Source organism: Lacrimispora sphenoides JCM 1415, from assembly GCF_900105615.1.
Taxonomy (GTDB): Bacteria; Bacillota; Clostridia; order Lachnospirales; family Lachnospiraceae; genus Lacrimispora; species Lacrimispora sphenoides.
Genome location: NZ_LT630003.1, coordinates 3,598,263 through 3,618,017, shown reverse-complemented (window position 1 = coordinate 3,618,017; position 19,755 = coordinate 3,598,263). Strand labels below are relative to the sequence as shown.

General features: G+C 46.6%; 19 protein-coding genes. 12 read left to right on the top strand and 7 right to left on the bottom strand.

Annotation, left to right across the window (positions count from 1 at the left end):
• The first annotated feature begins 37 nt into the window (after window positions 1-37).
• Both motA and BMX69_RS16390 read left to right on the top strand, forming a co-directional pair.
• Window positions 38-841: a flagellar motor stator protein MotA gene (gene motA / locus BMX69_RS16395; protein ID WP_100042945.1), complete on the top strand. Its 804-nt coding sequence runs from the start codon at window positions 38-40 to the stop codon at window positions 839-841.
• An 11-nt stretch (window positions 842-852) separates the two neighbouring features.
• Window positions 853-1,638, top strand: a complete 786-nt coding sequence (locus tag BMX69_RS16390) for an OmpA/MotB family protein (protein WP_092242988.1) — start codon at window positions 853-855, stop codon at window positions 1,636-1,638.
• A gap of 85 nt (window positions 1,639-1,723) precedes the next feature.
• Here the strand turns inward: BMX69_RS16390 and BMX69_RS16385 are convergent, their stop codons facing one another.
• Window positions 1,724-1,894: a DUF1540 domain-containing protein gene (locus BMX69_RS16385; RefSeq protein ID WP_100042944.1), complete on the bottom strand. Its 171-nt coding sequence runs from the start codon at window positions 1,892-1,894 to the stop codon at window positions 1,724-1,726.
• A gap of 205 nt (window positions 1,895-2,099) precedes the next feature.
• Between BMX69_RS16385 and BMX69_RS16380 the strand changes: the two genes are divergently transcribed.
• The 8 genes from BMX69_RS16380 to BMX69_RS16345 all read left to right on the top strand — a co-directional run bounded on the left by BMX69_RS16380 (window position 2,100) and on the right by BMX69_RS16345 (window position 12,842).
• Window positions 2,100-3,479 (top strand): uracil-xanthine permease family protein, encoded by a 1,380-nt coding sequence (locus tag BMX69_RS16380; protein WP_054790033.1) that lies wholly within the window; start codon window positions 2,100-2,102, stop codon window positions 3,477-3,479.
• A 143-nt stretch (window positions 3,480-3,622) separates the two neighbouring features.
• On the top strand, window positions 3,623-4,525 hold the full coding sequence (locus BMX69_RS16375) for an SDR family oxidoreductase (RefSeq protein WP_054790034.1): 903 nt from the start codon (window positions 3,623-3,625) through the stop codon (window positions 4,523-4,525).
• 192 nt (window positions 4,526-4,717) lie between these two features.
• Window positions 4,718-5,494, top strand: a complete 777-nt coding sequence (locus tag BMX69_RS16370; protein ID WP_100042943.1) for an FAD binding domain-containing protein — start codon at window positions 4,718-4,720, stop codon at window positions 5,492-5,494.
• Complete coding sequence (locus BMX69_RS16365) at window positions 5,495-5,959, top strand: (2Fe-2S)-binding protein (protein ID WP_025229932.1); 465 nt, start codon at window positions 5,495-5,497, stop codon at window positions 5,957-5,959.
• A 1-nt stretch (window position 5,960) separates the two neighbouring features.
• Window positions 5,961-8,234, top strand: coding sequence for a xanthine dehydrogenase family protein molybdopterin-binding subunit (locus BMX69_RS16360; RefSeq protein ID WP_054790166.1), 2,274 nt, complete (start codon window positions 5,961-5,963; stop codon window positions 8,232-8,234).
• Between the two features lie 222 nt (window positions 8,235-8,456).
• Window positions 8,457-9,161, top strand: coding sequence for an ABC transporter ATP-binding protein (locus tag BMX69_RS16355; protein WP_100042942.1), 705 nt, complete (start codon window positions 8,457-8,459; stop codon window positions 9,159-9,161).
• Window positions 9,161-11,506, top strand: coding sequence for an ABC transporter permease (locus tag BMX69_RS16350; RefSeq protein WP_100042941.1), 2,346 nt, complete (start codon window positions 9,161-9,163; stop codon window positions 11,504-11,506). The genes BMX69_RS16355 and BMX69_RS16350 overlap by 1 nt, the downstream gene beginning before the upstream one ends.
• A 4-nt stretch (window positions 11,507-11,510) precedes the next feature.
• Window positions 11,511-12,842, top strand: coding sequence for an efflux RND transporter periplasmic adaptor subunit (locus tag BMX69_RS16345; protein WP_054790040.1), 1,332 nt, complete (start codon window positions 11,511-11,513; stop codon window positions 12,840-12,842).
• A gap of 63 nt (window positions 12,843-12,905) precedes the next feature.
• On the opposite strand, the gene BMX69_RS16340 is transcribed toward BMX69_RS16345, so the two are convergent.
• A complete protein-coding gene (locus BMX69_RS16340) occupies window positions 12,906-14,324 on the bottom strand; it encodes an N-acetylmuramoyl-L-alanine amidase family protein (RefSeq protein ID WP_025229927.1) in 1,419 nt (472 codons plus the stop codon).
• A 350-nt stretch (window positions 14,325-14,674) separates the two neighbouring features.
• On the opposite strand from BMX69_RS16340, the gene BMX69_RS16335 reads away from it, so the two are divergent.
• Both BMX69_RS16335 and BMX69_RS16330 read left to right on the top strand, forming a co-directional pair.
• On the top strand, window positions 14,675-15,133 hold the full coding sequence (locus BMX69_RS16335) for a DUF6323 family protein (RefSeq protein ID WP_054790041.1): 459 nt from the start codon (window positions 14,675-14,677) through the stop codon (window positions 15,131-15,133).
• Window positions 15,123-15,974 carry a DUF6179 domain-containing protein gene (locus BMX69_RS16330; RefSeq protein ID WP_100042940.1) on the top strand — a complete coding sequence of 284 codons (852 nt, stop codon included), beginning with the start codon at window positions 15,123-15,125 and terminating at the stop codon, window positions 15,972-15,974. The genes BMX69_RS16335 and BMX69_RS16330 overlap by 11 nt, the downstream gene beginning before the upstream one ends.
• Before the next feature lie 151 nt (window positions 15,975-16,125).
• On the opposite strand, the gene BMX69_RS16325 is transcribed toward BMX69_RS16330, so the two are convergent.
• Genes BMX69_RS16325 through BMX69_RS16305 form a run of 5 tightly spaced genes read right to left on the bottom strand, consistent with a single transcriptional unit; the run spans window position 16,126 to window position 19,739 of the window.
• Window positions 16,126-16,383, bottom strand: coding sequence for an HPr family phosphocarrier protein (locus tag BMX69_RS16325; RefSeq protein WP_100042939.1), 258 nt, complete (start codon window positions 16,381-16,383; stop codon window positions 16,126-16,128).
• Window positions 16,384-16,419: 36 nt separating this feature from the next.
• Window positions 16,420-17,133 (bottom strand): KDGP aldolase, encoded by a 714-nt coding sequence (locus BMX69_RS16320; RefSeq protein ID WP_100042938.1) that lies wholly within the window; start codon window positions 17,131-17,133, stop codon window positions 16,420-16,422.
• Between the two features lie 3 nt (window positions 17,134-17,136).
• A complete protein-coding gene (locus tag BMX69_RS16315; RefSeq protein ID WP_100042937.1) occupies window positions 17,137-18,237 on the bottom strand; it encodes a DgaE family pyridoxal phosphate-dependent ammonia lyase in 1,101 nt (366 codons plus the stop codon).
• Window positions 18,238-18,257: 20 nt separating this feature from the next.
• Window positions 18,258-18,944, bottom strand: a complete 687-nt coding sequence (locus BMX69_RS16310) for a DUF4310 family protein (RefSeq protein WP_100042936.1) — start codon at window positions 18,942-18,944, stop codon at window positions 18,258-18,260.
• Window positions 18,945-18,959: 15 nt separating this feature from the next.
• Window positions 18,960-19,739, bottom strand: a complete 780-nt coding sequence (locus tag BMX69_RS16305; protein ID WP_054790046.1) for a DUF4311 domain-containing protein — start codon at window positions 19,737-19,739, stop codon at window positions 18,960-18,962.
• Window positions 19,740-19,755: the final 16 nt, after the last annotated feature.

The window sequence follows — 19,755 nt, the reverse complement described above, 5'->3', positions numbered from 1 at the left end:
GAATAACTACTAATTCGGATTACACAAAGGAGAAACTATGGAAATAACCACCATCCTGGGAGTTATAGTAGGCGTTGTCGCCGTTGTCGGCGCTATGATTTTTAAGCACATTGAATTTTCAGTCCTTATGAACCCAGCAGCTTTTTTTGTTATTATTGTCGGAACTGTCGCCACAATTTTGAATTCATTTCCAGGGCAGAATATTAAATCCATCGGATCGCTGTTCAGAGTTCTTTTTACAAAACAAAAAGGATCCTCTGAATCCGAGATGATTGAATTAATGTATAACCTATCAAAACAAGCCCGCTCAGAGGGGCTTTTGTCCCTGGAAGCCAAGGCAGAAGAACTTCAAGACCCTTTTTTAAAAAAGGGAATTCGTTTGCTTGTTGACGGTGCAGGGGAAGAACTGATCGAAGAGATTTTGGAAACGGAAATTGCTGCAATGGAAAAGAGACATGAAATTAATGCCAGTATTTTTTCATCGGCAGGTACATATGCTCCTACTCTTGGTGTTTTAGGTGCAGTATTTGGTTTGATCGCTGCGATGTCATCAATTAACGATACAGAGCGAATGGCGGAAGCAATTGCTGCGGCATTTATTGCTACGATTCTTGGTATTTTCACCGGCTACGTGTTATGGAACCCATTTGCAAAAAAGCTTAAAGTAAAAAGCCAGCAGGAAGTAATGGCGAAAGAAATTATTATAAAAGGTGTACTCTCCATGCAACATGGTGATTCCCCCTTTATACTCAGGGAAAAGTTACTTGCCGCTCTTCCGAAATCCAAGCAGAAAAAATTATCTGAGCAGGACCCAACATCTGATCAGGGCAAAAAGGGTTAAGGTGATCACGTATGTCAAAAGAGAGAGAGCATGTACACCAGGAAGAAGAAGCAGGCGAAGCATGGCTTCTGCCATATTCGGATTTAATGACCCTGCTGCTGGCAGTTTTTATTGTACTTTTTGCTGTCAGTAAGATCGATTCGGAAAAAGCACAGCAGATTTCCGAACAGTTTGCAGGATCTATGATGGATAAGAACTATGCTGCCGGAGTGGCATCAGGAACTGGTTCCGGTGGAACCGGAGCACCGGCAGGCGGTCCCTTAAATATTGAAACTCAAAGCGAGCTGGAAAGCTTTTTGGGAGAGTATGAGCTCAAAAAACTGGAAAATATAAAAACCGAGCTCGACACAAAACTGCATAATCACGGCATGGATCAATCGGTATCAACCATGATTGATATGCGCGGTCTTGTAATCAGACTGAATAATGCCATATTCTTTGACTCTGGGAGTGCGGAAATTAAGAAGCAAAGTGAGGATACTTTGGTTGAAGTAGCGGGCATTCTGAATACGATTGATAATTATATACGTGTTGAGGGCCATACCGATAACGTTCCCATCAAACACAGCAACTATCCTTCTAACTGGGAGTTATCTACGGCAAGAGCTGTCAATGTTGTAAAGATTTTTATAAATAAATGTAATTTTTCGCCAGACAAGCTGATTGCAGTCGGTTATGGCGAGTTTAAACCTGTGGCAGACAATAGTACACCGGAAGGAAGAGCCCAAAACAGGCGTATTGATGTCATTGTCTTAAGTTCAAAATACGATAATCTGGAAGAACAGCTAGTGAAATAAGGATGTAATTTATTACCCATATTATGAAAAACTGCGTGGCAAAAAAGCCACGCAGTTTTTTTAGGAGGAAATTAAAATTTTGCTGTTATGCCTGGTTCTTGAAAGATTCGCAGTCAGTACATTCCTTCTTTGTAGGATTCTGCTCATGAGTTCCCACTTTAATTCTCTCCAGCGTGCAATAATCTTCGCTTTTTGCATGATAAGCGCAATTATCGATGGAGCATTCGATACATTCGTTCTTTCCGTTTACTAACATGGGTAAACCCTCCTTGATTGATTATTACATCTATATTGTGGTCAGAATCAGCTGAATTATTATGGCAATTTTTTCTTAGGAAGGCCTATGTTATATTTCTGTTAAACAAAAAGTTTTTTTGTTGACCAAAAAATTTTTTTGTGTTATTCTTTTTTTCGTCAAAACAGCACAAAATTCGCTGTCAACTATATATGGAGGTGTAGTAATGGATAATTCAAAGCAATATGATCTTATTTACCAACTGGACGGCAGACCACCGTTAAAAGTTGCGGTTCCTCTTGGTCTTCAGCATGTTATGGCAATGTTTGTTGGTAACCTGGCTCCAATCTTTATCCTGACCGGCGCTATGAGCACACAAGATGCACCATTTCCTCCGGAATTACGGATTATGATGATTCAGTGCGCTATGTTTGTATCCGGAATTGCCACCCTTCTTCAGCTTTACCCGCTGAAATTGGGAATTATTCAGGTAGGTGCACGCCTTCCCATCGTTATGGGAACAGCATTTGCATTCGTTCCTACCATGCAGGGGCTTGGGGCAAAGCTGCTGGCAGAACAGGTCGCTCCGGTTGAAGCTATGGGTTACGTATTGGGTGGTGTAATCGCAGGAAGCTTAATCGAGCTGCTCATGGGCATTTTCTTAAAGCCTCTGAAAAGATTTTTCCCGCCGCTGGTAGTTGGTGCAGTTCTTATTACCATTGGTATTAAGCTGCTTACGACAGGAGCTACCTACTTTGTAGGCGGTGCAGGCGCAAAGGATATCGGTGCAGGAAAGTACTGGCTGGTTGGCGGCATCGTACTGCTGGTCATTGTTCTCCTCAACCGTTTTGCAACCGGTATGTTAAAGGCGACTGCTATTTTAGTTGGTATCGTCGTCGGCTATATCGTGGCTGCTTTTGCAGGAATGGTGAATTTTGATACTGTTACCAGTGCAGCATGGTTCAGTGTTCCGATGCCATTTATGATCAAACCGCTGTTCCGTTCCGACATCATTTTCCCGTTCTTTGCGGTATACGTGGTTGCAGGTCTTGAGACCATGGGCAATGCAAATGGTATCACCATTTCCGCTTTTGGACGCGAAGCTACTGCAGAAGAGATTTCCGGCGGAATTATATCTGATGCTGTAAGCTGTGCATTTGCAGGTGTCTTCAATGTTCTTCCAAACACAGCGTTCGGCCAGAACGTAGGTATCATTGCAATGACGAAGGTTATTAACCGGTTCTGTATTGCGATCGGCGCCATAGTTCTGATCATTGCAGGCCTGTTCCCTAAAATCGGCGCGATTTTCAATGCAATGCCTAACTGCGTTATGGGCGGTGCGGTAATCACTGTTTTCGCCATGATTTTCTTAAATGGTGTAAAGATGGTATTAAAGGAAGGCTTAGACGATATAAACAGCCTGATCCTTGCCATTACGCTCGGTCTTGGCTTTGGTGTGGGTAATTTAGCCGATTCAGTGAAGGAAAACTTCCCTGCTGCTCTCCGTTTTATCTTTGCGGAGCCGGTGGCTGCAGTCTGTATCGTAAGTGTTCTGGCTTGCATCTTTTTAAGACCGCAGGGATCCAAAAAAACTACAGAGAAATAAGCTGCATTCCAGCAGTTGCTATATATAGAAAAAGCCCTGTCCGGCTGATAAGCCGGCCGGGGCTTTTTCTGTTTATAGATCATACAGGCTGTTGGAGCCGTGAGGGAGATGTGATATACTGTTAAAAAAAGGGAGGGATAAGGATGAAGGAAAAAATCATGATCACAGGATCCGGGGGCTTCCTTGGAGGAAGAATTGCTGCATATTATGAAAGAGATTATGATGTGATCCGTGTGGGCCACAGGAACTTAGATATTACGGATGAAGAGGCAGTAGGGGAATATATAAAAGATCATAAACCTGGTGTAGTGATCCATTGCGCTGCAATTTCAGACACCAGGGTATGTGAGGAGAACCGGTTGCTTTCTGAGGCGGTGAACTTAAGGGGGTCCGTTAACATAGCTAAAGCATGCAGGGAAAATGGCAGCAGGCTGCTCTTTATGAGCTCGGATCAGATTTATGGGGGCAGCAGACAAAAAGGACCGAATAAAGAAACGGATGATGTCCCTCTTATCAATGTTTACGGAGCCCATAAAAAGCAGGCGGAAGATGAGATTCTGGAGATTTTGCCTGGGGGAATCTGTCTTCGACTTTCTTGGATGTATGATTTCCCGGTCAGAGGCCTTAAAAGCAATTCAAACTTACTTACCAATCTGTTAAGATCCATGGTGCAGAACCGCCCCATAAGGCTTTCAGTTTCCGATTACCGCGGTATTACCTGGGTACAGGAGGTTGTGAAAAATATAGAGCCGGCCATGGACCTGCCTGGCGGAATTTATAATTTTGGCAGTGAAAGTACCCTTTCCGCTTATGAAATAGGAAGCGGAGTCTTTCAGATGCTTGATAAAAACGGGAACAGAGGGAACTTTGTGATCCCGGATGAAACTGGGGCCGGGGACAATCCCAGAAACCTAACCATGGATATGGGAAAACTTAAGGCTCATGGGATCAGTTTTTCTGAAACAGTGGAAGGATTTTCCAAGTGCCTTGAAGCCAGTCCTGAATATGCTTATGCCTTGATAGGAGAATCTATTGTCGAATTTTGACGAATTTAATAAAAAACCCTGAAAGCCATTGTCAAAACCGGAAGGAGTATGATATACTCTTTTCGGTTTTTCTAATATATAATGCAATGTTTATAAGTGTTATTAATAAATAAAGTGGTATTTTACTGATAGGTAAGGGAAAAACGGCCAGCAGACAACGATGAGAGCTTGGGAGCCAGGAGGACAGTTCTAATGATTCGATTTAAAAATTATGTAAAAGCAGAAAACCTGGAGGAGGCCTTTGCGCTGAATCAGAAGAAGAGCAGTGTCATAGGCGGAGGCATGATGTGGCTGAAGGTACAAAGCCGGGTGCGGATGACTCTGGTGGACTTATCCGGACTGGGGCTTGATGGGATTGAAGAAAGGGAAGACGAGTTTTCTATCGGTACCATGTGTACCCTGCGCCAGCTGGAAACCCATGAAGGACTGAACGCATGCTTTAACGGTGTTTTTAAAGAGTGCACCCGTTCGATTGTCGGAGTCCAGTTCCGCAACGGAGCGACCATAGGAGGAAGCGTGTTCGGCCGGTTTGGATTTTCTGATATCATTACCTGCCTTCTGGCCCTTGATACTTATGTGGAGCTGTACAAGGGAGGCCTGGTTCCTTTGGAAGAATTTTGCCGGATGAAGAGTGACAGGGATATCCTGGTCCGCATCCATATAAAAAAGGATGGAAGAAAAGCAGCCTATACTTCCCAGCGCATATCAAAGACAGATTTTCCTGTGATTGCCTGCTGTGTGGCCAGAAAGGCTGGAAAGCTCTATGTCTCGGTCGGAGCAAGGCCGGCAAAGGCGGAGCTGGTCGTGCTTGATGACAGCCAGGATTGTCTTAAGGAAGAACTTGTGAAAATAGCATCAGAAGGCTTTACCTACGGCACCAACATGAGGGGAAGCGGGGCTTATCGGAAGCATTTGGCTGAAATATATATAAAAAGGCTTTTAGAAGCGCTGGATCAGGAGGAACGGTAAATGGAGATCGAATTTACACTGAATGGAAAAATGACGTATGAGGAAATCGCAGATGATACCACCTTATTCCAGCTTCTTAGAAGGAAGGGCTGCTACAGCGTAAAATGTGGATGTGAAACAGAAAACTGCGGGCTTTGTACGGTGCTGGTAAATGGAAAATCAAGGCTGTCCTGCTCATTATTAGCTGCCAGGGCAAATGGCTGTGAGGTAGTGACCTTAGAAGGCGTGGAAAAGGAAGCGAAGGCGTTTGGAGCATATCTGGCGGAAGAAGGAGCAGAGCAGTGCGGTTTCTGCAGCCCTGGGCTTATTATGAACGTGCTGGCAATGGAGATGGAAGAGGTCCTTGATGAAGAGGGGATTAAAGAGTATCTTGCCGGAAACTTATGCCGGTGCAGCGGCTATATGGGACAGCTTCGGGCTATAAAGAAATATTTAAGCAGAGGAGAAAAAAGGGATGAATTATAAAATGCGTACGGTAAATACTTCTGTGAAAAAGAAGGATGCCATGGCCCTTGTGACCGGAAAGCCTGTGTATACCGATGACCTGGCTCCCGGAGACTGTCTCATCGTTAAAGTCTTAAGAAGCCCTCATGCTCATGCGTTGATCAAGGAGATCCATAAGGAAAAGGCGGAAAAGGTGGCTGGAATTGCCTGTATCCTGACCTATAAGGATGTCCCTCAGAAGAGATTCACCATGGCGGGTCAGTCCTATCCGGAGCCAAGTCCCTATGACAGGCTGATTCTGGACCAGAGAATGCGCTTTGTGGGGGATGCGGCGGTCATTGTAGCCGGTGAGACGGAAGATGCGGTGGACCATGCCCTGCGCCTTTTAAAAGTGGAATATGAGGTCTTGGAACCGGTACTGGATTTTAAGAAGGCAAAGGATCATCCGGTGCTAGTCCATCCGGAGGAGGACTGGCTGAGCCTCTGTCCGGTAGGTGCGGATAATAAAAGAAATTTATGTGCTACCGGCGGGGAAGAGCATGGTAACGTCGATGAGGTATTAAAGCAGTGTGATTATGTGGTGGAACAGGTATACCATACAAAGGCGAATCAGCAGGCAATGATGGAGACCTTCCGGGCCTATTCTTACCTGGACGCTTATGGACGCCTCAATATGGTGGCCTCCACACAGGTCACTTTTCATGTGAGGAGAATCCTGGCTCATGCCCTGGATATTCCAAAATCCCAGATCCGCGTGATCAAGCCCAGGATCGGCGGTGGCTTCGGCGCAAAGCAGACGGTGGTGGCTGAGGTATATCCGGCAATCGTGACAATGAAGACCGGCAGACCGGCCAAGATGATCTACAGCCGGTATGAGTCTCAAATCGCCTCTTCTCCCCGCCATGAGATGGAAGTCCATGTGCGTGTGGGAGCGGATAAGAATGGAATCCTTCAGGCAATCGATGTATATACTCTGTCAAATACAGGAGCTTATGGGGAACACGGCCCTACTACAGTAGGTTTATCCGGACATAAATCCATACCCTTATACCGGACGCCGAAAGCCTTCCGTTTTGCATATGATGTTGTTTATACAAACTACATGTCATCAGGAGCTTACAGGGGATACGGAGCAACCCAGGGAATATTTGCGGTAGAATCTGCGGTAAATGAGCTGGCGGAAAAGCTGGGAATGGATTCTGTAAAATTAAGGGAATTAAACATGGTAAAGGAAGGCGATATCATGCCTGCCTATTATGGGGAAACCTTAAACAGCTGTGCTCTGGACCGGTGTATGGCCCGCGCCAAGGAGATGATCCGCTGGGATGAGAAGTATCCCAGGGTCGACATGGGAAATGGAAAGGTGCGGGGCGTAGGCGTAGCTATGGCCATGCAAGGATCCAGCATTTCCGGCGTTGATGTGGCTTCTGTGGAGCTGCGCCTGAATGATGACGGTTTTTACACCCTTATGATCGGCGCTTCCGACATGGGAACGGGTTGTGATACCACCTTGGCCCAGGTGGCGGCTGATTGCCTGGAATGTGATCTTGATGAGATCGTGATCCATGGAACGGATACGGATGTTTCTCCTTATGATTCCGGTTCTTATGCGTCCAGCACCATGTACTTAACCGGAATGGCTGTGGTAAAAGCATGCGGAGAAATGCGGGAAAAGATCTTGAGAAAAGGTGCTGAGTATCTTAACTGCCCGGAGGATTCCCTGGAATTTGACGGAATGAGGGTTTACCAGCCATCGGGAGAACTGGAAATATCCTTAAAAGATATAGGAAACAAAGTCATGTGCTTCAATGAAGATATGCTCACTGCCGGTGCCTGCCATACCTCTTCTGTATCGCCGCCTCCTTTTATGGTGGGAATGGCTGAAGTCGAAGTGGATCAGGAGACCGGTGAGGTAGAACTTTTGGACTATGTGGCGGTTGTGGACTGCGGAACAACCATTAATCCCAATCTGGCCAGAATCCAGACCGAGGGCGGAATCGCCCAGGGTATTGGTATGGCAATGTATGAAGATATTACCTATTCTTCCAAGGGACAGATGCTGCAGAATTCCCTCATGCAGTACAAGCTTCCTACCAGGCAGGATGTAGGCGATATCCGGGTGGAATTTGAAAGCAGCTATGAGCCTACAGGACCTTTTGGAGCTAAGTCCATTGGGGAGATCGTGATCAATACGCCTTCACCTGCCATTGCAGATGCAGTAGCCAATGCAGTCGGAGTAAGAGTAAGGGAATTGCCTGTTACGGCTGAAAAGGTGTACTGGGGCATGAAGCGGTAATCGTTTATGATCAGTGTCTGGACTTTGCTATGGCTATAAAGAAGAGGAATAAAAGAAAGAACGCCGGAATTTAGGATTCCGGCGTCTTTTTTTGTCTCTTTTTTCTTCTGAACATATAAATAATAATTGTTGATAAAAACAATCATGTTGTGATATAAACAGATGATTGCATTGCTAATAACAAGGGTGTATGATTGGGAAAGAGAAAGGAGGGAGGGATTTATGGAAGCTTTGATAAGGGCGGAAAAGATCTGCAAGGATTACGAAGCAGGTGAGGTCAAGGTCCAAGCTTTAAAGCATGTGTCGTTTGAGATTCAACGAGGGGAATTTATCGTGATTCTGGGACCCAGCGGGTCTGGGAAAAGCACCCTTTTAAATATATTAGGAGGGATTGAAACGGTTACCAGCGGAGCTGTTTATTACGATGGCACGCCTCTTTCCTGGGGAGACTTAAAGAGCCTTACGGCCTATCGACGGGCTCATGCCGGGTTTATCTTTCAGTTTTATAATTTAATGCCGGGACTGACAGCGCTGGAAAATGTGCAGCTGGCGGCAGAGCTTTCCGAGGATCCCTTGGATCCGGAAACGCTGCTTGGGCAGGTGGGGCTTTTAGACAGGGCAAGCCATTTTCCAAGCAGGCTGTCAGGAGGGCAGCAGCAGAGGGTTGCCATTGCCAGGGCCTTGTGTAAGAATCCTGATATCCTGCTCTGCGACGAACCCACCGGGGCATTGGACAGCAGCACAGGAAGCCAGATATTAAAGCTGTTGTCGGATTTTAACAGACAGTATGAAAAGACGGTGCTTTTGATCACCCACAATGAGAACATTGCGGGGATCGCGGACCGGGTTTTTTATTTTAAGGATGGATGTCTGGAAAAGATCCGTGTCAATGAAAGACCCTTAAAGCCGGAGGAGGTGGTCTGGTAGTGAAAAGCTTCCGCAAGAACGTAGTCCGGTGCGCCAGGCAAAACCCTGGGTCTTTTCTGGGGGCGGTTTTCATCATCGCCATCGGCATATTTGTCTATGTGGCTATGATGGACACCTTGAGAAACTTAGGGGATCAGGTGCAGCGTTACTATGACAGCAGCGCCATGGCTGATGTATTTGCCCAGGTTTCAGGAATCTCTGAGGTGGATCTGGAACGGTTAAAGGAGATTCCAGGGATTGAAGAGGTATCCGGGAAAATGGCCGTTGATGTAAGGCTGTTTGCTCCTTCCCAGACGGAAATCGTAACGGTGCATCTGCTGTCATACGATCCCTCGGATTCTTTAAACAGGCTGATGTTAAAAGGGACAGTAACGGGAAAAGACAGCATTTATCTGGGAAACCGGATGGCCGGAATATATGGATACGGAAACGGAACACCTCTCACCCTGATGATTGATGGGAAAAGCGTGAAATGTGAACTGGCCGGAACCTGTTATGGGCCGGAATACATATATGCCATACCTCCCGGAGGAGCCATGATTCCCGATGGAGAGATTTACGACATTGCCTGCATAGAAAAAAACAGGATGGAAGAATTAACGGGGAAAAAGGATTCCGTGAATGAGCTGGGATTCCGGCTGGCGAAAGGTTATACCTATGAAGACGTGCGATATCAGCTAATGGACCGTCTTTCCGGGTATGGTCTGATTTCTCTCACTTCTAAGGAAAACCAGGCCAGTTATAATATGGTACAGGGAGAGATCCATGAGCTGTATTCCATGGGAACGGTGCTTCCCATCCTGTTTATGTCAATTTCAGTGTTCATGCTTTATGTGGTATTAAAAAAGATGATAGACAAGGATCAAAGCCTTATAGGCACTATGAAATCCTTTGGAATGAGAGACGGGGAACTGATACTGGCATACCTTTATCAGGGAGCTGAAGTAGGGGTTTTAGGCGCTCTGGCCGGAAGTGTTCTGGCGGTTCCCTTTGGCCGGTATATGTTCTTGATGTATGTGGACTTTTTTAATCTGCCGGACACGGTTTATCACAGCTACATGAATACAAGGATAAGCGGAATGGGAATCGCGGTGGGAACCGGGCTCCTTGCAGTTTACTTAGGGGTCAGGGGAATCTTAAAGATCACTCCGGCCCAGGCCATGAGGGCGAAGGCTCCTGCTTCCGCCGGGAATTTAAAGCTGCCCGGTTTTTTGGCCTCCAGGCTTGGCGCAATGGAAAAAATGGGCCTGCGCTCCGTGGTGAGGAATCCTTTTCGCGGATTTTTGATCGTTTTGGCCATTGCATTTCCTTTTTCCATGTCTTCCGTGCTTTTTTCCTTTCGAGGAGTGGCGGATCAGATGTATTTTGATCAGTTCAGCAAGGTGCAGACCTATGACATACAAATATCCCTGGACCGCTATGTGTCCCCCATCCGCGGGGAATCGGCAGGGGAAGGAATCAGGGGAGTGGAGAAAAGCGAAGCGGTCATCCAGAAGGCAGTGGAATTAAAGCACGAAAATTTGTCGGAATTTGCCATGATTTACGGACTGAACCGGGGATCCGGCATGTGGAGGATCATGGATCTCTACGGCCGGTTTTATGATCCGCCGGAGGATGGGATTATCATAAACAGCCGGATCGCAGAAAAGCTTCATCTGGTGGAAGGGGATATTATGGAAGTATCCGTTCCCGGCCTGACTGCGGAAGCGGTAAAGGTTCCGGTTAAAGCTGTCATAAAGGAGAGCCTGGGAGGCGGCTGTTACATATCGGCAAAGGGTTTTTCCCGTTTTTTTGATTCTGTACCAATGGCTGGAACCGTTCTTTTAAAGGTGGAAAAGGGCAGGCTTAAGGTCGTCCGGGAAGAGCTTTTAAAAACCAGCCGTGTGACTTGGATGGTGGATACCGGACGCATCACCCAGAGCTACCGGGACATCATGGGCAGCATGATGGCAATGGTCCAGATGTTTTCTTTTATGGCTGTGGCGGCAGGAGGAATTCTCATTTATAATATTTCCATGATCAATATCAGGGAACGGATCGCAGAGCTTGGTACGTTTATCATCATGGGAGGAACGGATAAAGAGATCGGAAGGATTCTCATGTTTGAACAGGTGGTCTATTTCATTCTGGGAATTGCTTTAGGAGTATTTGGGAGTCTTGGGGTGAAATACCTTGTGGAGCATCTGGTCATATCGGATTCCTATACCATTGAACTGGCTATACGGCCATCCTGTTATGGGATTGCATTTCTTACCTGTCTTGCAATGGCAGGGGCTTCTTTGCTGGCCCAGACGCGGTTTGTAAGAAGGATAAGACTCACGGATATTTTAAAGGAAAGGGAGTAAGCTTATGAAGATCCGAATGGATGGCAGGAAAAAGAGATTATGCTTTCTGGCTGCAGGGATTGCCCTTGCTCTTATCATAGGGAATACTGCAGTGAAAAGTTTTAGGGGGACCCCGGTGCAAACTGCGGCGGCTTCTTATGAAGCGGTAGAAGACCGTTATACGGAGGAAGGGACCATTACGGCAGGAGGGGAGTACCGCCTGGTTTCAGAGGCATCAGGACCGGTTAAAGAGGTTAAGGTCAGGGAAAATGATGGTGTGAAGGCAGGAGATATCCTGTTTACCGTTGATGACAGGGATTTATTGCAAGAAAAATCACTTTGTGAAAGTGCTCTAGCAGGGTATCAGGCCAAGCTGGAGCAGAGCCGGATCGGTCAGGTGATGACGTCATCGCCTCAGGAATATTTAGATTCCATAAGAGCGGAAGTGTCGGCAAAGGAGGCGGATTACCAGGCTGCAAAAACTCTAATTGATGCTTCCCAGTCACTGTATTCGGCCGGCAGTATCTCCAGAGTCGAGTGGGAGAAAGACAGGGCTTCTTATGAACATGCCTCTCTGGCATGGGAGCAGGCAAAGAGCCGGTATGAGGAGAGCCGCCGGTTTTTAGAGAGCTTAAAGGCGGGAGGCATTGATGAAACAACCATAAATGGAAGATTTTATGATAGCGTGGAAGAACAGCTAAGGGCTCAGATCAAATCCCAGGAAACGACGATGGAACAATTGGATGACAAGTTAAAAAAATGTGTGGTGGCTGCTGACAGAGATGGAATCATCACATCTCTTCCGGTCAAGGATATGTCCTACATACAGGCAGGGGAAACTGCCGTGACCATCAGCGGGCGGGGAAAGATCCAGGCAGAGTCTGACGTGCTTACCAGCATTGCGCCCTACCTTACTCCAGGAGATAAGGTGACGGTGATCCTTCAGCTTAGGAATCAGGATCAGATGTATGGCGGAACCATAAGCCAGGTCTATGACTATGCGGCCAAAGGGACCTCTGCCCTGGGAATGGATGAATACAGGGTGCATGTGAAGATCGACATGGATGAGAACACAGAATTGGAAGGAAAGGAAGGGTATGGGGCCAACATTCGTTTCACCCTGTATCAGGGAGAACATAAGCTGGTGATCCCCTCCAGCGCTGTTTTCCAACTTGATGACCAAAATTATGTGTTTGTAATCAAAAACGGAAAAGCAGAAAAGCTTCCGGTGGAAGTCGAATACAAAACCTCATCCCAGGCGGTTATAAAGGAAGGCCTGGCTGAGGGGCAGAAAGTCATCGATCATGTGGATTCAGAAGAAATCTATGAAGGGGCAAAGGTATATGCCGGTTCATAGATTCTAAAGAATAAAGGGGCGGCAGCATGGAGTATCCAATGCTGCCGCCCTTTTTATATGGAATTATTTAATCTTATCGTAGCTGGATTCTTTGATGGTTCCGTCGCTGTTGGTCTTGTAGTATTTACCGTCGCCATCCTGAATGTTTGTCTTGCTCTTTGCAAGCTTTCCGCTTGTTCCGACTAAGTACTCTTTCTCATTGTATTCCACTACTTTATATTTTTCATCTTTGTCAGCTTTGATCAGTCTTCCCTGTACGTAGATGCTGTCATCAGTGATGGAATTGTAGCCGGCACCCTTGTTGCTTCCAGCCTTGCGGAAGTTGTAGGTGTATTTCTCGCCGTCAATATCAATGGTTGTCTTGCCGGTTGACATAGCGCCTTCCTTAGGAGATGTTCCGAAGTAGTAAACCTCTGCGGCATCATCTGCTGCTGGGAAATCGCTTTCTGTTTCGATCTCATCGTAGGTTGCAATGGTCTTACCTGATTCAAAGGTCAGCTTATAAAGACCCTGAAGCATTTCGCCCTTTTCGTTGAATGCATAGCTTAAACCGTTAATGGACTTGATCTGGCTTGTTGTCAGCTGTCCGCTGGTGGAAGCGTAGAACCAGTATTCTGTATCGTCATCATAAGCTTCCTGATCAAGCTCTGGTCCTGGAACAGTCTTGAACCAGCCTTTTGCAAGCCAGCACTGTTCTGGAAGATTGTAATATTGGTTTGCATTGCTTGCTGTTGAAGCGGATGCCATTTCATACCACTCGGATTCAGCAGCACCGTTTTCATTGAAGCGGTATTTTTGGCCGTTGATGGTTTTGGTGGTATCTTTTACCTTCTTGCCGTTGGTACCGAAATAGAACCAGTAAGCTCCGTCAAAGTTGTCTTTTTCATTCTCTGAATCTTCTACTTCGATGGATTTCCAGCCATTTGCCTGAGCACCGTCAGAGGAATCGCCTAAGTAATAGGTTCCGTCCTTCCAAGCATCGTCTCCGGTCTGGCGTGTGGAGTCATCATTGACCCAGCCAAACAGCATTCTGCCTTCTGAATCAAAGGAATAGTTATGGGACTCTCCGTTAGCAACCTTTATGGATTTAAAGGAAGTCTTGCCGGAAGTAGGAGCTTTAAAAGCTTTTCCGTTGCTTCCAAAGTAGTACCAATAAGTATCAGGAGCATCTTCTTCATCCTGGTCGGCGGTAACTTCACGCCATTCATTTGTAACCATTGCTCCTGATGAATTTACATAATAGTAATTGTCATCGGATTCGATTAAGCTGCTGGTTGTCATCTCGCCGTCTTCGTTAAGATAGAACCAGTTGTCTCCGGATTTGCGCCAGGACTCGGTAGATAAGTCTCCGTTGGAGTCGTAGTATACCCAGGTGTCATTTTCCTGTGCCCAACCCTGTGCGGCGAAGGAGGTCATGGATGCACCTATGGTAAAAATCGCTGCAGCGCAGGGAATAAGCCATCTAAGTTTCTGTTTTCTCATGTTTGTTCTCCTTTCATAAGAACCCTTTTTGTTAACTTTGTCAGCAGGTCTTGCTGATGGAATGACTTTAAACCATGGAGTAGGTCTAAGGTCAAGTGATGTAAAAAAGGCGTAAGAATGCGTAAGAAAAGCCGGAGAATTTAAGAAAACCGTAATCTCACCATATTCTGGAAGCTATTCCTGTGGCTGGAAATAGAGAGCCAAAAAGAGTAGAAAAATAAAAAAAGGAGAGACAGGAATTCCTATCTCTCATGCAATAATCATACCACAAAATTGACTTTTTTTCAAGTCTTGTAATTCTGTTCTGTCTGGAGTAGACTTTGTATTTATCAGAAGATTGGAGGTTTATTATGGATGATGGGAAGTGGCTACAGACTGCAAACGACGGTTTTCAGATTGCCAGGGTAAAAGCGGCCAATGATTATACAAAAAAGTTTGGCCTGGTTTTAACGGATGAGGAGGCTTTTCTGCTGATCGGGGAGAGGAAAGATGCATTAAAGGAACAGGAACGGGTGGAGTTCGGGGAGGGTATCCTTCCGAAACTGATTTTTGCATTTTGTGATTCCCCGTATATTTATCAGGATAATTACGTGGATTCCCTGGGAAGACTTCAGGATATGTTCTACCTTTATAAAAATGAATCATTGGATGAAATTAATGATGATGAACTGATTGAATTCATGAAGAACCAATTTGACGGACCGTGCCAGGGTTCTCTTGATCATCTGGAGGATACCGGATTGGAGGCTTTTGCCAGACGCATCCGCTCTGGATCAGATCTGTATGAGGAAGAAGACGATGAGTTTTGAGACAGAAGAGTTAATGCCAATCGTAGCAGAATTGGCAGATAAGTATACGGGAAAGGAAAGTACCTCCATTACCTATGAAAAAGCGAGGCAGCTCATGGAAGCGGTTCTGTACTGTATCCATGAGTACGAAGAAGATGCAAAAAAAGGGCAGGAGCTTCTTTCTATGGATGGGAAGCCGGTGGCAAAAAGGGTCTATAGCCTGGGATATGAGACGGTGCTAAGGAACGTGAAGGAAACCCAGATTCTGTATAACAAAGTAATACCGGATTTTAAGTATTATGAAAACCGGTGTTATTACGATACGTTTGTCAAAGGAATCCCCTCTTTCTTTTTGTATTATGATCCCCGTTTCCAGCCTCAGAATCATCTTCTCACGCTGGATTATCCGGTTTTGTATCCGGTGTATCCTTTGCAGGGAATTGATGCCATAAGCGCTTTTGTGAAATGTGTCAGCCTGGAACAGGTTTTCCTTGGAAAATTACCGGATGAATACGTTCTACATGTACTGAGAGCCTATTCCCCGGACCATGGGGATCTGATCATCAACCTTGCAGCCATTGTACTACGGAATATTCTGGGCTGCCGGATGGCTGGTAAGAGGGTCAATATAAAGGGATATATCCCAGGGGAAATGGAACGGTTGATAGATTATGTAAATCAAAACAATGCGGATTCTTTGGAGCAGGAGATGAAAGGACTGGTCGATGAACTGGTTCAGTCCGGGTATGATGGACTGGAGGAATTGGGTGATTACCTAAAGGCCGATCTGCATGATTATTGCTTTGAACTGAAAAATGCTGTGAAGAACCAGTGTGTGGATTCCATTCTCGCCATAAACTGAAAAGCAGGGGGAAGACTTTTGAATTTCCGGATACCTTAGAAGTACATTCACGCATTTTATCGGCAAAAGGGCAGGCTTGTATTTTTTTTACCAGCCTGTCCTTATCATTTTAATCATTGATTCATGGGAGGTAATCCTTCACACCTCTATTTTAAAGATTATCCGACAAAAACTTTTCCATGGTGGCTGCAGCTTCCGCCTCGTCCTCCCCCTCAAATGTGACGGTGATTTCTTCCCCCTGCCTGATACCCAGGCTCATAATGCCGATAATGTTTGAAGCTTCTACCATTTTTTCGGGTTTTCCTATCATGGCTTTGCTTTTAAAATTCTTAGCCAGCTTTGTAAGTAACCCTGCCGGCCGGGCATGTATGCCTAATTCATCCTTGATCGTATAGGCGATGGTTTTCATATTGACTAGACCTCCTCGTTTTTTTCGCGGTACTGCTCACCAGCTCATTTTCGCCAGCCGTTCCAGACAATCGGGATTTGTTCTTCCGGTTTCCGGATCAACCAGTGATGTATAAAGGTGGGGAATAATGGTCGTAGCGCCGCCATCGATGCAGGCACGTACAATTTCGTGCACATTTTCCATATCGATTCCGCCCGTTGGCTCGAATATGGTTATGCCCTCGTTTACCGCGGCACGTACCATGGCTTTCAGCTCATCAAGACGTTTTAAACCGCCGATGGGATAGAATTTAACCGATGGCAAGCCGATATCAGCCATAAGCTTAGCGGCAAGCTCAGCGCTTACAGGCTCTTTTTTCCGGGAGCTTATAGCTCCGGTAGCCATGTAAACGATTCCAGGCTCACCGGCAGGTTCAATCAATGAGTTTACAATGAACTCACTTTTATGAATCTCCTGCAGGCGTCCCATTGTGTAGCCTGCGGCAGGGTAGACCTGATTGATATGGAACGGACATGTGCGGACCGAAACATCTGCCACACGCTTCCACATAGCGGGATCCCCCCCGCCTAGGCCAACCGAAGCACGCACGCCGTTTGCCTTAAATTCTTCTACTCTGGCAACGGCTTCGTCGTCAGTGGCAAAGTTTTTAACCATCACTCCAACCAACGTGCGTTCTGGAGCAAAACGGCTGATTTCAACGGCGTTCTCCAAATCCTTAGCTAAAACATTAAAATAAATATTTATTGACATACGTTACCCCTCCAAAAGACAGCTCTTTATGCGGTCAATAATAATTTCCTCCTGTCCGTCAAACAGCGGACGGGGATCAATGGACAGAATGCCTTGATTTACATAGTAATCGCGCACATAAATCGCAGGGTCTCCTTGTTTTAACAGTTCATTGAGCTTTGCGGCATTCATGCCTGTTTCGGGACCTACATGGATTTCAGCGCGGTAAATTTCCCGTCCAGCTTCATCCTGCGCTACCCGGCACTTAAGTCCTTTTACCTGTGCAAGCTCATCGCACATAAGCTGCATGCGCTTTTTCTGGCCCTCCGGATTACTCTGGGCAGGGTCATACATTTCAAGTGCTGTAACGAGGCCCATCATGGCTTCTTTTGAAACCTTCATTGCACGGCCAACACCTTTGTACTGCATTTTACATGCCGCAATATAAGAGGATTTGCCGGCAATCAGACCGGACGTCGGTCCGGACAAAGCCTTTCCTCCGCTGTATAATACCAAATCTGCGCCCATGGAAACATATTTGCAAAGATCTTCTTCCGCAGCAGCATCGATGATAAACGGCAGGTGATATTTTCTTGCAAGCTCCAGCATAGATTCGATGCTCTGCATGCCCTTTTGCACCGCATGGTGGCTTTTTACATAGAGTAAAGCTGCGGTTTTTTCATTGATCGCTGATTCTATGTTGTCACGTTCCACCTTATTTGAACAGCCGGCTTCCACCGGAATGCCACCGCCCAGACGCAGCATCTGTGTTATGCTGCCTCCAAAGTTAATGGACTGGCCCTTTTGGAGTATAATCTCATTTTTAAGGCCCCCGGTGTCAGGAATACGCCCGATAAGCCCCAGATTGCAGCCTGCAATGCAGGCTGCTGTGGCAATTACCAGGCCGCTGGCTGCCCCGCAGGTGGGACAGCCGTCCTCAGCCCCGGTTTTCTGAGCGATAACTCTACCGGCGTGGTCCATTAGTTCTTCAATTACAACAAAATTACGGAGCGCGCTCCCCACGCTCTTTACAACGGACTCGCTCACTGCACTGGCGCCGAGTATGGTCATCTTACCGTTGGCATTTATGACCTCCCGAAGCCCGGACTTTACGTATATGTTCATATCATCGCTCCTTTTCTTCTTTAAGCCGGTGGCAGCGGGAAGAAGATACCCATAATCATGGCACCGATAATCGCGCCGCCGGCGATAGGTTTTTTAAGGGCGTAAAGAACTCCGGCGCCTATGATGGAACCGATGCCGATGGGGACTGATGCACTGCATGCAGAGATAACAAGCAAAGGTCCAAGGAAACGTCCCGATGCATTACCGGCGCCCATCATTACATCTGCGCCAAAGGTAGAATTCGCCCGGCCAACCGTAAGCTTTTTAATAAGTACGACTACTGTGCCTACAATAACACCCAAAATCCCGCCGATGATCAGTGAGAGCGGGAAGCTGTTTAACGGAGCAGTTATGCCCGATGCCAGCATAATGGCCGGAACACCGATACCAATACCGGTCTGTAAGGCTCCGCCGATATCAAGGATGCCAACCAGCGAACCTTCCAGCACCCGTGCGAATAAAAAGCTTGCTCCAAAAGCCGCAGCCGCGCCCAGGGCAGTGCTGTCCTCCAGTCCTGCTTTCAGCATAGCAACAACTGATACATCGTTAAATGCGCCTACGCCATAGGTCACGTACATATGTGTTCCGGCAAAGATAGCTGCTGCAAGAAGACCTACAAAGATCGGAAATGACCAGTCAGCATACCAGAAGTTTTCAAAGCCAAAAAGTCCTTTTTTACAATCTGCGTTCTTGTTTGTTTCAGACATTTAAATACTCCCTCCCTATTTCGTCATTCCAAATACGCCGTGTAAGTTTGTCAGCCAGCCGGGGACTTCAAGATTCATCTGCGTAATGAGCTTCAAATCCACGCCGCGGAAGAATGCGCTAAGTGCAAACAGAATAAAGACTGCTGCAAGCAAAGCCTTTGTCACCTTGTTCCATCCGCTGTCATCCACTCCCTTGCCTATAAGAATACCTAGTACTACACCCGGAACTGCGTTGCCCATGATGACCTGTGCAAGTCCGCCAAGGACAGTACCCCAGATACCAGAACGCCTGCCCGCATCCAAAGCTGCCAGCCAGAAAATTACCGGCATGACAGGGTTTATAAGCAGGTTGGCAGCAGGTACTAAAACCGCAACCGCTATGGTCTGAACTGAGGCCGGTACTGCAACGGCTGTGGTATTTAAAAATGCAACGATCACCGCGCCTATGACTCCGCCTGCCAGTGCCATCTTACGAGGATCGTGAAGGGTTTCCTCCACATTTTTGTTTTTAATCATCAGGGCTGCAGCTGCCCAGTTCGGTATAATGCGGTGATCAATGTCCTGGGTAAGAGCACCTGCGCCCACGACGGATGCCCATGAATTGAAGAAAAATCCCAAACCAAACGAAAAGTGGGAGATAGGGTCGCCTTCGCAGGCATTTAGTTCTCCCAGAGTACGGAACGCTCCCATACCCTGCACGGACGGTGCATGGAACATACGCGCGGCACCGGCACCTATACCGATTCCAGCCAAACCACCGATGATAAGTGATTTGAAAAGTATTATCATTAACATAACATTCCTCCTACTT

Coding starts and splice junctions, on each gene's coding strand:
- BMX69_RS16345 (WP_054790040.1), top strand. CDS start 11,511: ATGAAGATCCGAATGGATGGCAGGAAAAAGAGATTATGCTTTCTGGCT.
- BMX69_RS16310 (WP_100042936.1), bottom strand. CDS start 18,944: ATGTCTGAAACAAACAAGAACGCAGATTGTAAAAAAGGACTTTTTGGC.
- BMX69_RS16355 (WP_100042942.1), top strand. CDS start 8,457: ATGGAAGCTTTGATAAGGGCGGAAAAGATCTGCAAGGATTACGAAGCA.
- BMX69_RS16305 (WP_054790046.1), bottom strand. CDS start 19,739: ATGTTAATGATAATACTTTTCAAATCACTTATCATCGGTGGTTTGGCT.
- motA (WP_100042945.1), top strand. CDS start 38: ATGGAAATAACCACCATCCTGGGAGTTATAGTAGGCGTTGTCGCCGTT.
- BMX69_RS16360 (WP_054790166.1), top strand. CDS start 5,961: ATGCGTACGGTAAATACTTCTGTGAAAAAGAAGGATGCCATGGCCCTT.
- BMX69_RS16385 (WP_100042944.1), bottom strand. CDS start 1,894: ATGTTAGTAAACGGAAAGAACGAATGTATCGAATGCTCCATCGATAAT.
- BMX69_RS16325 (WP_100042939.1), bottom strand. CDS start 16,383: ATGAAAACCATCGCCTATACGATCAAGGATGAATTAGGCATACATGCC.
- BMX69_RS16330 (WP_100042940.1), top strand. CDS start 15,123: ATGAGTTTTGAGACAGAAGAGTTAATGCCAATCGTAGCAGAATTGGCA.
- BMX69_RS16320 (WP_100042938.1), bottom strand. CDS start 17,133: ATGTCAATAAATATTTATTTTAATGTTTTAGCTAAGGATTTGGAGAAC.
- BMX69_RS16390 (WP_092242988.1), top strand. CDS start 853: ATGTCAAAAGAGAGAGAGCATGTACACCAGGAAGAAGAAGCAGGCGAA.
- BMX69_RS16370 (WP_100042943.1), top strand. CDS start 4,718: ATGATTCGATTTAAAAATTATGTAAAAGCAGAAAACCTGGAGGAGGCC.
- BMX69_RS16340 (WP_025229927.1), bottom strand. CDS start 14,324: ATGAGAAAACAGAAACTTAGATGGCTTATTCCCTGCGCTGCAGCGATT.
- BMX69_RS16315 (WP_100042937.1), bottom strand. CDS start 18,237: ATGAACATATACGTAAAGTCCGGGCTTCGGGAGGTCATAAATGCCAAC.
- BMX69_RS16335 (WP_054790041.1), top strand. CDS start 14,675: ATGGATGATGGGAAGTGGCTACAGACTGCAAACGACGGTTTTCAGATT.
- BMX69_RS16375 (WP_054790034.1), top strand. CDS start 3,623: ATGAAGGAAAAAATCATGATCACAGGATCCGGGGGCTTCCTTGGAGGA.
- BMX69_RS16365 (WP_025229932.1), top strand. CDS start 5,495: ATGGAGATCGAATTTACACTGAATGGAAAAATGACGTATGAGGAAATC.
- BMX69_RS16380 (WP_054790033.1), top strand. CDS start 2,100: ATGGATAATTCAAAGCAATATGATCTTATTTACCAACTGGACGGCAGA.